The sequence below is a fragment of the Maribacter sp. UH1 genome (genome assembly GCF_056839145.1).
In genome coordinates this window covers 1,122,501-1,136,293 of record NZ_CM166387.1, presented here as the reverse complement: position 1 = coordinate 1,136,293, position 13,793 = coordinate 1,122,501, and the positions used below count along the sequence as shown (strand labels likewise).

At 37.4% G+C, this 13,793-nt stretch carries 6 protein-coding genes, 2 tRNA genes and 2 rRNA genes (1 of these 10 only partly in view); 8 read left to right on the top strand and 2 right to left on the bottom strand.

The window, feature by feature from the left end; translation table 11 throughout:
* Positions 1–11 precede the first annotated feature (11 nt).
* From UH1x_RS04940 to UH1x_RS04930, 3 genes are all read left to right on the top strand, one after another.
* Positions 12–749 (top strand): hypothetical protein, encoded by a 738-nt coding sequence (locus UH1x_RS04940; RefSeq protein WP_482625507.1) that lies wholly within the window; start codon positions 12–14, stop codon positions 747–749.
* Positions 750–873: 124 nt separating this feature from the next.
* Positions 874–2,256 (top strand): aryl-sulfate sulfotransferase, encoded by a 1,383-nt coding sequence (locus UH1x_RS04935; RefSeq protein WP_482625506.1) that lies wholly within the window; start codon positions 874–876, stop codon positions 2,254–2,256.
* 125 nt (positions 2,257–2,381) lie between these two features.
* On the top strand, positions 2,382–3,083 hold the full coding sequence (locus UH1x_RS04930; protein WP_482625504.1) for a hypothetical protein: 702 nt from the start codon (positions 2,382–2,384) through the stop codon (positions 3,081–3,083).
* Between the two features lie 66 nt (positions 3,084–3,149).
* Here UH1x_RS04930 and UH1x_RS04925 read toward each other — a convergent pair whose 3' ends face one another.
* Together UH1x_RS04925 and UH1x_RS04920 are read right to left on the bottom strand one after the other, a co-directional pair.
* Positions 3,150–3,875 carry a hypothetical protein gene (locus UH1x_RS04925; RefSeq protein WP_482625503.1) on the bottom strand — a complete coding sequence of 242 codons (726 nt, stop codon included), beginning with the start codon at positions 3,873–3,875 and terminating at the stop codon, positions 3,150–3,152.
* Positions 3,872–8,146: a thrombospondin type 3 repeat-containing protein gene (locus tag UH1x_RS04920; protein ID WP_482625501.1), complete on the bottom strand. Its 4,275-nt coding sequence runs from the start codon at positions 8,144–8,146 to the stop codon at positions 3,872–3,874. Before UH1x_RS04920 ends, UH1x_RS04925 begins: the two co-directional genes overlap by 4 nt.
* A 168-nt stretch (positions 8,147–8,314) precedes the next feature.
* On the opposite strand from UH1x_RS04920, the gene UH1x_RS04915 reads away from it, so the two are divergent.
* From UH1x_RS04915 to UH1x_RS04895, 5 genes are all read left to right on the top strand, one after another.
* Complete coding sequence (locus UH1x_RS04915; protein WP_482625499.1) at positions 8,315–10,306, top strand: putative porin; 1,992 nt, start codon at positions 8,315–8,317, stop codon at positions 10,304–10,306.
* Positions 10,307–10,895: 589 nt separating this feature from the next.
* Positions 10,896–12,422, top strand: a 16S ribosomal RNA gene (locus UH1x_RS04910).
* Between the two features lie 185 nt (positions 12,423–12,607).
* Positions 12,608–12,681: transfer RNA gene (locus UH1x_RS04905), tRNA-Ile, on the top strand.
* Positions 12,682–12,797: 116 nt separating this feature from the next.
* Positions 12,798–12,871, top strand: a tRNA-Ala gene (locus UH1x_RS04900).
* A gap of 212 nt (positions 12,872–13,083) precedes the next feature.
* Positions 13,084–13,793, top strand: a 23S ribosomal RNA gene (locus tag UH1x_RS04895) (it continues 2,118 nt past the right edge of the window).
* Together the 16S and 23S rRNA genes with 2 tRNA genes alongside form the textbook arrangement of a ribosomal RNA operon.

Genomic DNA, 13,793 nt, shown 5'->3' with positions numbered 1-13,793 from the left:
ATCATATAATTATGAAAAAATATATATTAATAATAGCGGTACTATTTGCTTTTGTTTCTTGTGAGGAAGAGAATATAGTATTCGATAATGAAAATGGGCAAACCGGTGTTTCATTTGCAACGACGGCGTATAACGTTTCGGTACCTACCGAAGGTTTGGGTATAGAGGTGCCTGTAAATGTAACTACAGTTTCAACCACAGATAGAACATTTGATGTTTCTGTTGATGATACTACAATTGGTGATGCTGCTAATTATGCACTAGGATCAGTTACAATACCTGCTGGTGAGTATAGTGGTGTATTAAATGTTTCTTTAAATTTTGATCCATTAATAGAAGGTGAGGTTTATACATTGGTTGTAAATTTAGATTCACCAGCAGATGGGGTTGCATATAGTGAACAAGTTGCAATTGAATATTTCAAAGAAATCATTTGTAATGATATCATTGTAACTGTTGTTACTGATACCTTTGGAGGTGAAACTACATGGGAGATAACAGATGCAGATGGTACCGTTGTCGCATCTGATGGTCCTTTCGTAAATGTAACAGGTGGTGATACCTATACACAAGATGTTTTCTTAGAAGATGGTTGTTATACATTCACTATCTTCGATTCTTATGGCGATGGTCAAGTTGACGGTACTGTAACTGGTAATTATACAATTACATGTTCTATACTAAACGTTCTTGAAGGAGGAGGAGCATTTGGTTCTTCTGAAGCTAAAGAGTTTTGTATAAATCAGTAATGTTTTAAATACATTATTATATTATTTATTTAAAATCAGGCTGAAGCAATTTAGCCTGATTTTTTTTTGGACTAAGTTTTAGTTTATTCCATCGACATATTAATTAACTTAATAACCATATAATATGAAAGTTTCGTTTTTAACCAAAATCTTTAGTTTGTTTCTCTTGGCTTTATTTTTAGCATGTTCATCAGATGATGATAGAGTTGTTGATGAAAAAGAGCAAGTAGAAGAAATTATTGAAGAAGAGGAACAAGAGCCTCAGTTACCAGCTGAAGTAGTTTATCCAATAGAAGGAGAAACAGGGACAATACTATTGAATAATAAATTATTATCTCAAGAAGGTTATGTATTGGTGAATGAGTCTTCTGATGACCGGGTGTATTTAATGGAGAAAGATTCTGCTCTGATTGTTCATGAATGGAATTTAGAATTTGGACTTGGGAATGATGTTGAATTATTGGCAGATGGGAGATTGCTTGCTTCATTAGGAGTAGAAACTCCAGATTTTAGTTTTGGTGGTTTTGGAGGAATTATTCAATTGATAAATCCAGATAGTACAGTAGATTGGGAGTTTATTTATGCGAATCAAGACCATATAATTCATCATGATGTTGAAATGCTACCTAACGGAAATATTCTGGCCATAGTTTGGGATTTAAGAAGTACTGACGAGTTAAATGCTATTGGTTATTTAGGTGAAGAAGAGAAGGTATACACAGAAACTATTATAGAAATAAATCCTAATACGGATGAAATAGTTTGGAAATGGGAATCATGGGATCATATAGTACAAGATGTAGATGCTACTAAACCACGATTTGGAGTAATTAGTGAGCATCCAGAATTAATAAATATCAATTATATTGATGTACTTCGTGAAACTGTAGAGCCAGATGGAGATATAATGCATGCAAATGGTTTTGATTATGATGAGGAGAATGATATAATTTATATGACCATTAATAATTTTAGTGAGGTATGGGTTATAGATCACAGTACAACTATTGATGAAGCAAAGTTAAATACGGGTGGTAACTATGGTAGAGGCGGAGATTTGTTATATAGATTTGGTAATCCTTTAGCTTATGAAAACGCCTTGGGAGAGAGAATGTTCTACAATAATCATTTTCCTAACCTTTTGGAGAATGATGTGCCTGGTGATGGCAACATATTAGTATATGCTAATGGTAATGGAGATTCTAAACAATCTGTTGTATACGAATTAATTATACCATCAGAATTTAATTTACAACCCAATACAGATAATGAATTGGATGTGGTTTGGAGTTATACTAGAGAGGGGTTTTACGCGCCACGTGTATCAGGTGCAGTACGCTTAAATAATGGCAATACTTTAATAACATCTGGTACTTCTGGTATTATAGAAGTTACAAATGAAAAGGAAGTAGTTTGGGAGTTTGAAGGAACAGGTTTTTATTGGAGGTCCTATCACTATGATTTAGATAGTCCTGCTACGTCTTTTTTGAATGCTGAAACTCCATAAACTGAGTTTTAATTAATGCTGTACAATAAAGCAAACAGCTAATCTATTTTTAAGTTTTTAATAACATTTTTTAGGCACATCAATTAATAATAAACAATTAAATTGAGAAAAAATTAATGAATAAAATGATTAAAAAAATCACTGTTTATACAATTGCTGCTTTGGCTTTTAATAGCATAAATGCTCAAAACGCCTACTCGCCAGTACCAGAAGAAGGTATTGTAAATTTTGTTACTAGTAGTACAGAAATAGAGCCTACAAAAGCAAAAGGAACTCCTTATTTGAACGAGGAGTTTGTTCATGGGGAAGTTATTGTAAATGATAAAGTCGAAGAGATTGGTAAGATGCGCTATAATGCATATAGAAATGAAGTAGAGATTTTAGATAATATATCTAAAGATTCATTTTACTCCTTGTTAAAGCGAGCTTATATAAAAGTAGAAATTGGTGGTAAAATGTATAGTATCTATACATATGTTGATACTGATGAATCTATAAAAACAAGCTATTTTACGAATTTGAACGAAGGCAATTTGAAGTTGTTGTTTAAGCCAGAAGCTTTGTTAAAACAAGCTCGTAGTCCTAGTACATCTTATGAAAAGTACTCTCCGCCAACTTATGTGTGGAATAGTTCTTATTATTTATTGGATGAAACTAATGCAGAGAAGGAAAATCATGCAGTAAAAGTCAGATTGACTAAAAACCAGATTTTAGATTTTACAGGCTCAAGAAAAGAAGAGATGAAGACTTATATAAAGGAAAATGATCTTAATTTGCGACATGAGGAAGATGTAGTGACCTTTTTAAATTACTACAATACATTATAGGAACTAATTAAGTATTAATTAAAAAAGCCAAAGTTGTAACTGCATCTTTGGCTTTTTTAATTTTTGTTATTCTACTCGAAATTCAAACAATTCTGAGTTCGAAGTGTTTTCAAAAGAATCTGTAGTAATAACTTTCCAATAGTAGGTTGAGCCACTAATTACAGTTACATCTATATTGGATTCAGTAATAGTGCCTAATGATGTTACAGGTATATCTGCGGTATCGAACAATACTTCATAAGACACAATATCATCATCAACATCAGAAGTAGCCCATTCTAATGTTATTGTCGCATTGGAGCTAGAAATTGTAGAACCTCTTTGTGGACTTATTGCCACAGCAGGAAATGGCGCATAGTTTTCTATACCTTGTCCTTGATTATAAAAAGCCCATGTTTCGCTTGTAGCAGTTGAAGAGGTTCCATTGGCTAAAGAGATAACATACCATTCGTAAGGTGTGCCTCTGTTTATGCTCACCTCTTTTTGGTTAGTGGTAGAAGTAGCTGTGGTAATACTCCCCGTTTCAAGATTTTTGACTTTTACCTCATATGAATCTGTGTTTTCAGAGGCAGACCATTGAAAATTGACCGTACTTTTAGTTTCGTCATTTGTATTTATTACACCCTCATTACATTCGGTATTATCTTCAGGAAATACCAAAGTAGCTGGGTCTGGGTCTATAACGATAGGAACAACAGGATCAACTGGGTTTTCATTGTCAGAGCCTCCACCACAAGAAACTACTAGCAAGCTGGAAAAAAATGTAAAGGTTATATATTTTAATATTTTCATTTTCTTATGATTTTGTAATTAGATAGGGTGTTACCAGATTTTATATTTAAAATATAGACTCCGGTCGCTAATCCATCTACACCTAATTTAATTTCGTTGTTAGTAGATTTCATTTGCTTGGATAGAATGCTTGTGCCATTTACATTAAACAACGAAATAGTTACTTCTGGTGCAGCATTATTGCCCAGGTAAATAGTTAAATCTCCACCTTCAATAGGGTTTGGATAGATAAATAAATCATCACTCAAAACTATTTTTTCAGTATAAACCCCTTGACAATCCAATCCTGTTTTAACGGTAATCAACGTAGTTACATCTGCCAAAGGCAAAGTGATCTCTTTGGCAGAGGTAGAGTACATCTTCTCATTTAAGAATATGGTATATAATTCTCCGCCAGAGAAGCTTAATGTAACTTCATTATTCAGCGAACTGATTTTAGCTGAAACAGATAAAGCGTCAGGCTCAGATATAGTTAAATCAAAGCAGGCTTCATAGTCTGCTTGGCCTTCAACTGTAATGCATAATTGATAATCTCCTGCAGCTAAATCAGCAAATGTATTTTCGTCTGTAAAGCTAGCATTTGTGGTGCCATCAGTATTTGAAAGCACTGCATTGTATAGGTAAGAAGTGTTTGCAGCCGATATTAAAACACTACCGTTGTCACTTGAGTTGCATGCGCCGCCAGTAGTCTGAATTTGGAAGTTAGTGTTTGGTAAAGAGAAAACTTCACAACCTTCAACATTAACTATGGTTCCGTTTGGTGTATCGTCGCATTGATCAATATCATTTGGTACACCGTCATTATCGCTATCGTTATCACATAGATTACCAATACCATCTAAATCATCATCTTCTTGATTTGGGTTTGCAATTAAGGGGCAATTGTCATCAATATCTAAAATTCCGTCGTTATCATCATCGGTGTCACAAACATCACCTTCTCCATCATTATCCGTATCTAACTGATCGGCATTTGCCGTTAGTGGGCAATTATCATCAACATCTAGAATGCCATCATTATCATCATCTTCATCATCTGCAGAACCGTCAACAACTAAGTCATCAATGATGACACCTTCTTGGGTAACCGAAGGGTCAGACTGAAAAACAATTCTAAATATGACATTGGTTTCACCAGTAAGGTCTTGTTCTCCATTGGCTGCATTCAAATTAAAATCATAAGCATAAGCTGTCATTTCAGTGCCATCTCCTGTCCATTGAGCTCCAGGACAATTTTGGCAATCGTCTGCTTCCTCAGAAAGAGCGTTAGTTCTATCGCTGTTATACCAATTGGGTTCACTATTAATATTTCCTAGTATATCCCAATTAGTTCCTGCATCTAAAGAGTATTCAGCATAAACGATATCAAAGTTCAATTCAAGGTCAAAAGCCATATTGAATTTTAGAACCGGCGCTATAATAGTTGTCATGTCATAACAATTACTAAGAAGAATCGCTTTGGTGCTATTTGGGTGGTCGCCAGCTAAGTTTGTTCCATAAACATTATTGCCAGATGTAGCCGTGTTTAAGTTTGTTCCCGTAGGTATACCTCTTTGCCAAACACTTTCAGAATTACTATCATTATAAGCAATTAAAGATTCTTGCTCGGTTTCAAAAGTATTTATTTCTCCGCCAGAAGCAGGGGTGTTTAGGAAGAATCTATTTTCTAAAGAATTGTTGTCGTCGTAGCTATCGTTATCAATTGTAGCGGTTAATTCTATGTTAGACTCGCCAAAAGTAACGGTAGTTTCTAGTGGTAGCTCTACGGTTACCGTTTCATTACTTAATAAATTTCCAGTCCAGTTAAAGGTCTGTACGCTATTGCCATTGATAGAATATTCTATATCTATAGCTGTAATGGCATTGATTCCTTGGTTTTCAACAGTAGCTGTGGGTGTAAAGTCGCTACATAATACTTCATTTGATTTAGGTGTTATGGATACCAATCTAATTTCATTATCAGGTATTTGTACCGGTATAGTAGATTCCCAAACACCTCTACCATATGTAGATGCTATTATTTTTTCGTCGTCTAAATTAATTTCAATATCACTTATGGCCACATTGGGTAAGTTCGTATAATACTCTTCCCATTCCGTTAATGAATCGTCAAGTCTATATACACCTAAACTAGTGCCAACATAAATTGGATTGTTAGTATGTCTTCCTTGATGTGCAATTGAAAAAAATGCTTGATCTGTTGGAATATCAAATGTTATATTTTCGGAAATAGTCTCTGTTTCACCGATGGTGATTTTGAATACACCTCTTTCAGAAGGTTGATCGGTAAGTGCAATACCTACTCTGTCAGAAGTGGTTACATAAATAATATTACTGTCATTGGAATTAATGGCAATATCTGAAATCTCAGAATCCATTACTTCGATTAAACTAAAAGTAATTCCGCCATTCCTACTTCTATATAATATATTACTTTCAGCAGCAAATATGGTTTCAGGATTTTTAGGGTCTATTTCTATATCATCTATATTACCAGAGCCAATAGAAGAAGAAATCTTACTCCATTGATTATTTTCCAATTTATATAATGCATCAAATCCTGCATATACAGATCCGTCAGGGCCAATCGCTAAAGGAGTTACCCAGTTTCCTTCAATGGTATTCCCATTAGCATCTGTAGGAGCACCTACAATTCCTATGGATTGCCCAGAATCTGAAGATATAAATAAGCTTCCTCCAAATTGTACAAATCCATAAACTAAGCTACTATTGTTAGGGTCAATTTCATAATCCATTCCATCACCACCTGTAAAAACATTCCATTGCCCTTGGTCACGAATAAAACCTGCATTATCTTGTAGACCACCGGTTATTTTCTCTGAATCATTTTTGGCAACGGATATTCTATAAAATTGACTAATGGAAATACCGGCTGTATAATCTGTAAATGTGCTACCGCCATTTTCAGACATATAGATTCCACCATCACTACCTACGTATACTTCGTTATTGAATATTTTTATGGTATGTATATCTGCATGAGTATAACCTTGGTCTGTTACGTTCCATCTATTTATTCTAATAAAGGTGTCACCGCCATTAGTACTTTTCCATACATTCAAGCAGCCTGTGTATATTTCGTTGAAATTAGTTGGTGAAATTTCAATTGCTAGATCAAACCAAGCTTGGTTTGATTCGAATATATCTTGTTCGCTTGCAGTTTTGGTAAATGTATCACCACTGTCTAAAGATTTGTAAAGTCCGCCAAAAGTAAAACTGTTACCACCTGTTTGGGCTCTTAATACATATACTCCTGTAGGGTTTGCTGCACTCGTACCTATTACCAATCTCCCGGAACTTGACGGTAGACCATCTGTTATTTCAGTAAAGGTGTCACCGCCATCAGTAGATTTTACAAAAGTATTTGAAGTTACAGCGTATATGGTATTTGGGATATTTGGTTTAAGTTTAAAATCCTGAATATTCCCAGCTCTTTTTACCTCCCAAGTGGCACCGGCATCTGTAGATTTTTGAAGACCAACACTAGTACCCACCCAGATGATATTGGAGTTTGTTGGGTCAATGGTAATTTCGTTCATTAATAGATTAATATTGGAAGTGCTTGGGTTAAGTCCTGTTTCGTTCCAACTATTTCCGCCGTCAACGGACTTAAAAACACCTACACTATATGAATCTGCAGCATCGTCATCACCTGTGGCAATGTAAATAATTTGTGAATTATTTGGGTCTACTGCAATACCTGAAACTCCAATCTGTGGAAAATCATCGAAAAGGTTGATCCAAGAAGACCCACCATCAATAGATTTCCAAATACCGCCTGCAGGTGCACCTACATACCAAATATTTTCATTGTTTGGATCGACGGCTATTGCATTGACCCTACCTTGTCCAGATAGAGCTCCTGAATAGGTATCATGAGTGAAAGGACCTATGGAGTTCCAGTTTGCTGTTGGGTTTGTTTCTTTGCCAATACTCTCCTGTTTGCTTTTCCAAGAATCCCATAATTGAGTAGAAGTAGGTAAGTTGCCATTTTTATCTATATAATAGGTCCAATAATTCTCCCACCTTTTATATGGTTTAAAGCCACTACCTTTTTTTGTGTAATCTTTATTGCTCCAATATTCATTAAATGCATTTGATATGTCATATAAAGAATGTGAACTTGTGGAAGATTTTGAAGATTCTTGACTCTCCTTTAAGTCTTTCATCCATGGAGCATTCTCATTAAATTGAGCTGATGCCGATACAATCGCTAAAAATGCGAAAACATTAAAAAACAGTACTTTCATTAACATTTTTTTATAAAAATCAGAAAAATTTTTCTTTAAATTATAATGTTTACAGTTAAATTTTAATATTGGTTTGGCAAACCTTAATATACAGGTTATTAAAGAAGCTTAAACTTTCACATTTACTTAGCAACAAAAAAATTAACTTTGCAAGGGTAACAAAGCTTCATGAAATATATAATTCTAGTTTTATTGTTTTTGACTACTTCAATTGTTTTTGGGCAAGATCCTATTAAAAGGCCAGAAAAAAAGAATGATTCACTTTCTCTTGATAAAAAAACAAAGCTAATAAACCCAAAGGATAAAATAGAAATGGATTCTATAACCTTATCTATTGAAGATTATAAAATTATCTCATTTGAAAGGGATACTACATATTTAGATACCACCTTAACAATTCAGAAAGAATACAAGTATAATTATTTGCGTGAAGATGATTTTGAGCTAATGCCATTTGGTAATATTGGTCAAGCGTACAATGAATTGGGTGTAGATTTTGAAAGAGTAGGGAGCTACCCAAGCTTAGGTGCCAAGGCAAAAGATCGAAAGTATTTAGAGAAAGAGCAGATTAATTATTACAATGTTGCTACTCCAATGACTGAGCTGTTTTTTAAAACAACACTGGAAGAAGGGCAGCTCTTAGATGCTAATTTGACATTTAATACTTCTAGGAGATTAAATTTTTCAATCGGTTACACCGGATTCCGATCATTTGGTAAGTATAACGATACAGAAATTGAGTCCGGTAATTTTTTAACAACGACAAATTATCTGTCAAAAAATGGAAGGTATTCATTAAGGGCGCATATAGCTGCACAGAATATTTCTTCTGAAGAGAATGGAGGTTTATCAGATAAAGAAGATCAATTTGAATCTGGTGACGAAGATTTTATAAACAGACCTAGAGTAGATGTTTATTTAGATGATGCAAATAATAAAATATTAGGTAAAAGATATTACTTGGACCATACTTACAAATTAGTGAGAACTCAGTTAGATTCTACTCGTTTAGAAAAAACATCCTTGTCCTTAGGTCATACTTTTGATTATGAAACAAAATATTATCAATTTGTAGAGACAGCTAGTGACACTTTGTTTGGTGACGCTATTTTAAGTACTATTAATGATAAGGCAATTCTAAAGACCTTTTATAATGAAGTTAATGCTGAATTCTACAATAGAACACTAGGTAAGTTAACAGGGGGTGTTAATGTGTATAATTATGATTATTATTTCAATAGTCGTCTTACGCAAGAAGATGGTACCGTTATACCAAGTAGATTAAATGGCGCAGAGTTTGGGATAGTTGGTAAGTATGAAAAGCGAATAGGGGAATTTGATTTTAAAGCTGATTTAAAGTATAATATTTCAGGAGAATTAGCGGGAAACCTTTTTAACGTCTCGGCATCGTACGCCATTAATAAGAAGAATAAGTTAAGATTCTCTTTGCATACCTCTAGTAGAATGCCAAATTTCAATTATCTATTATACCAAAGTGAATATCTCAATTATAATTGGAACAATAGTGAAGTGTTCGAAAAAGAACGTGCTAGCAGTTTAAAAGGGGAATTGCTTTCCAAAACTTGGGGTAATCTTATGGTTAAGTATAGTAATTTAGATAACTATACCTATTTCGCACCGGTTTCGGATACTACTATTGGTGATGATATGGAGAATGCGTTCATAAAACCTTTACAAGAGGGCAATACCGTTTCGCATTTAAAGGTGAAGTATGAAAAAGAATTCAAGGTGGGTATGTTTGCATTGAACAATACCGTTATGTATCAGAATGTAACTCAAGATACCCAAGTATTAAATGTGCCTCAGTTGGTAACAAGAAATACCCTGTATTTTTCTTCAGATGTATTTAAGAAAGCAATGTACTTGCAAACCGGTATTACATTTAAATATTTCTCCAGTTATAATATGAATGGTTACAATCCTATACTCGGTGAGTTCTATGTACAGAATAAAGAAGAGTTAGGTGGGTATCCTTTATTGGATTTCTTTATTAATGCCCGTATAAAACAAACCAGGGTTTATTTGAAAGCGGAACACTTTAATGCCGCTTTTTCTGGATATGACTATTATGCGGCGCCAAATTATCCATACCGCGATTTTGTTATACGCTTTGGTTTAGTGTGGAATTTCTTTTCTTAATCTTTTTACTGTAGTCTGTAATGCATTGAAAATAGGGGTGTTGAAAGAGTGCTTCTGATTAACTAATTGGTTATCAAAATCTTAACTTTTAATGATTTTATTAGCATAGTAACCCTATCAAAATCATGCAGTTATGTTTCGGTGAAAAAACTTTCGTTTTTTATTTTAAAAAATGGTTGTGAAATTAATAATAGTGTGTACATTTGCACCCCGCAAACGAGGAAGATTGATTCGGAATCGGGAGTGGGAAAAGGTTCTTAGGTATGTTGTTTAGGTCTGGCGAAAAAAAGAAAATAATTTTTTTCGATAAAAGTTGTCAGGTTAAAAAACAGTTGTATATTTGCAGCCGCTTAGGGAAACACCTAAGGGAAACGAGGTTAGGAAATCGAGGGATTTTGAGCTGAGTGGATAGAAGTTCATTGAAATATTGTGGAGATAAGAATCGAGTTCAGGTGAGGACCTGGATGAGAGGAACAAGAATTAAGGAAACATGAAAATTCAGTATGTCTTAGGACATATATAAGGAATTGAATCGAGAGTCGGGGCCGGGATGGATTTTGACTTCGTTGGGACGAATATTTACAAAACAACGATGAAGAGTTTGATCCTGGCTCAGGATGAACGCTAGCGGCAGGCCTAACACATGCAAGTCGAGGGGTAACATTTGTGCTTGCACAAGATGACGACCGGCGCACGGGTGCGCACCGCGTATGGAACCTACCTTGTACAGGGGAATAGCCCAGGGAAACTTGGATTAATGCCCCGTAGTACCGTGACCCGGCATCGGGATACGGTTAAAGCCTTCGGGCGGTATAAGATGGCCATGCGTCCCATTAGCTTGTTGGTAAGGTAACGGCTTACCAAGGCTACGATGGGTAGGGGCCCTGAGAGGGGGATCCCCCACACTGGTACTGAGACACGGACCAGACTCCTACGGGAGGCAGCAGTGAGGAATATTGGACAATGGAGGAGACTCTGATCCAGCCATGCCGCGTGCAGGAAGAATGCCCTATGGGTAGTAAACTGCTTTTATACGGGAAGAAAAAAGAGTACGTGTACTCTACTGACGGTACCGTAAGAATAAGGACCGGCTAACTCCGTGCCAGCAGCCGCGGTAATACGGAGGGTCCGAGCGTTATCCGGAATTATTGGGTTTAAAGGGTCCGTAGGCGGGCCGATAAGTCAGGGGTGAAAGTTTGCAGCTCAACTGTAAAATTGCCTTTGATACTGTTGGTCTTGAGTTATAGTGAAGTTGCCGGAATATGTAGTGTAGCGGTGAAATGCATAGATATTACATAGAACACCGATTGCGAAGGCAGGTGACTAACTATATACTGACGCTGATGGACGAAAGCGTGGGGAGCGAACAGGATTAGATACCCTGGTAGTCCACGCCGTAAACGATGGATACTAGCTGTCCGAGGCCTTGAGTCTTGGGCGGCCAAGCGAAAGTGATAAGTATCCCACCTGGGGAGTACGTTCGCAAGAATGAAACTCAAAGGAATTGACGGGGGCCCGCACAAGCGGTGGAGCATGTGGTTTAATTCGATGATACGCGAGGAACCTTACCAGGGCTTAAATGCATATTGACAGGTCTAGAGATAGATTTTCCTTCGGGCAATTTGCAAGGTGCTGCATGGTTGTCGTCAGCTCGTGCCGTGAGGTGTCAGGTTAAGTCCTATAACGAGCGCAACCCCTACCGTTAGTTGCCAGCATGTCATGATGGGGACTCTAACGGGACTGCCGGTGCAAACCGTGAGGAAGGTGGGGATGACGTCAAATCATCACGGCCCTTACGTCCTGGGCCACACACGTGCTACAATGGTAGGTACAGAGAGCAGCCACGTCGCAAGGCGGAGCGAATCTATAAAACCTATCACAGTTCGGATCGGGGTCTGCAACTCGACCCCGTGAAGCTGGAATCGCTAGTAATCGGATATCAGCCATGATCCGGTGAATACGTTCCCGGGCCTTGTACACACCGCCCGTCAAGCCATGGAAGCCGGGAGTGCCTGAAGTCCGTCACCGTAAGGAGCGGCCTAGGGCAAGATCGGTAACTAGGGCTAAGTCGTAACAAGGTAGCCGTACCGGAAGGTGCGGCTGGAACACCTCCTTTCTAGAGATTGTCCTTTAAGGACGGTCCCTGATGAAGTAAAGAATCGGAATAACGGTCCCGGTCTTTTGATTTAATAATGTTTTCGCTTTAAGAATTGTTCGAAAAAAATAATCTCCATGATCATGATATATAAGTAATTGCTTTTTCCAAAAAAGGTATTTATACTAAGAGGAAGGAGTAGGGACAGTCCCATAGCTCAGCTGGTTAGAGCGCTACACTGATAATGTAGAGGTCGGCAGTTCGAGTCTGCCTGGGACTACAAAAAAGGAATTCGTTTAGAGATAGGCGAAACGTTCATATATTGAAATATTGAAGGAAATTTTAGAAGTTGTGCTACCTGTCAACTGTAAACTGGCAACTGCCGACTTATAGAATGGGGGATTAGCTCAGCTGGCTAGAGCGCCTGCCTTGCACGCAGGAGGTCATCGGTTCGACTCCGATATTCTCCACTGGGCGATGCCCAGGGATAATTTATTTTATCTCGAAGTATCGCAGATGAGAAAGATAGGTATTCAATTGCCTGTCGTGGCTCACGACAAAGTTCATTGACATATTGGAACAGGAGGTAATACATTTAGGTGTATTATCGACTAAAAAAGAAAGAAACACGAATCTTTATTAAGTAAAGAGTACGAATAAGATAGAATAGATTAAAGATCTGGCGACAAGCTGGAAAAGGGCGTATGGGGAATGCCTAGGCTCTCAGAGGCGAAGAAGGACGTGATAAGCTGCGAAAAGCTACGGGGATCGGCACACACGATATGATCCGTAGATATCCGAATGGGGCAACCCGGCATATTGAAGATATGTCATCTCGTAAGAGAAGTAAACCCGGGGAACTGAAACATCTAAGTACCCGGAGGAGGAGAAAACAAAAGTGATTCCGATAGTAGCGGCGAGCGAAATCGGATTAGTCCAAACCGTACATGTTCCGGCATGTGCGGGGTTGTAGGACCACGATATTCGAGATGTGATGAACTAGAACGCTTTGGAAATAGCGACCATAGAGGGTGATAGTCCCGTATAGGCAAAGAGCATTTAGATAGTGGTATCCTGAGTAGTGCGGGGCACGTGAAACCCTGTATGAATCCGGCGGGACCATCCGCCAAGACTAAATACTCCTGAGAGACCGATAGTGAACCAGTACCGTGAGGGAAAGGTGAAAAGAACCGTGAATAACGGAGTGAAATAGATCCTGAAACCATACGCTTACAAGCGGTCGGAGCCCATATGGGTGACGGCGTGCCTTTTGCATAATGAGCCTACGAGTTACTTTTACTGGCAAGGTTAAGTTCTTCAGGAACGGAGCCGTAGCGAAAGCGAGTCTTAATAGGGCGCCATAGTCAGTAGTAGTAGACGCGAAACCGTGCG

Coding starts and splice junctions, on each gene's coding strand:
- UH1x_RS04940 (WP_482625507.1), top strand. CDS start 12: ATGAAAAAATATATATTAATAATAGCGGTACTATTTGCTTTTGTTTCT.
- UH1x_RS04935 (WP_482625506.1), top strand. CDS start 874: ATGAAAGTTTCGTTTTTAACCAAAATCTTTAGTTTGTTTCTCTTGGCT.
- UH1x_RS04930 (WP_482625504.1), top strand. CDS start 2,382: ATGATTAAAAAAATCACTGTTTATACAATTGCTGCTTTGGCTTTTAAT.
- UH1x_RS04925 (WP_482625503.1), bottom strand. CDS start 3,875: ATGAAAATATTAAAATATATAACCTTTACATTTTTTTCCAGCTTGCTA.
- UH1x_RS04920 (WP_482625501.1), bottom strand. CDS start 8,146: ATGAAAGTACTGTTTTTTAATGTTTTCGCATTTTTAGCGATTGTATCG.
- UH1x_RS04915 (WP_482625499.1), top strand. CDS start 8,315: ATGAAATATATAATTCTAGTTTTATTGTTTTTGACTACTTCAATTGTT.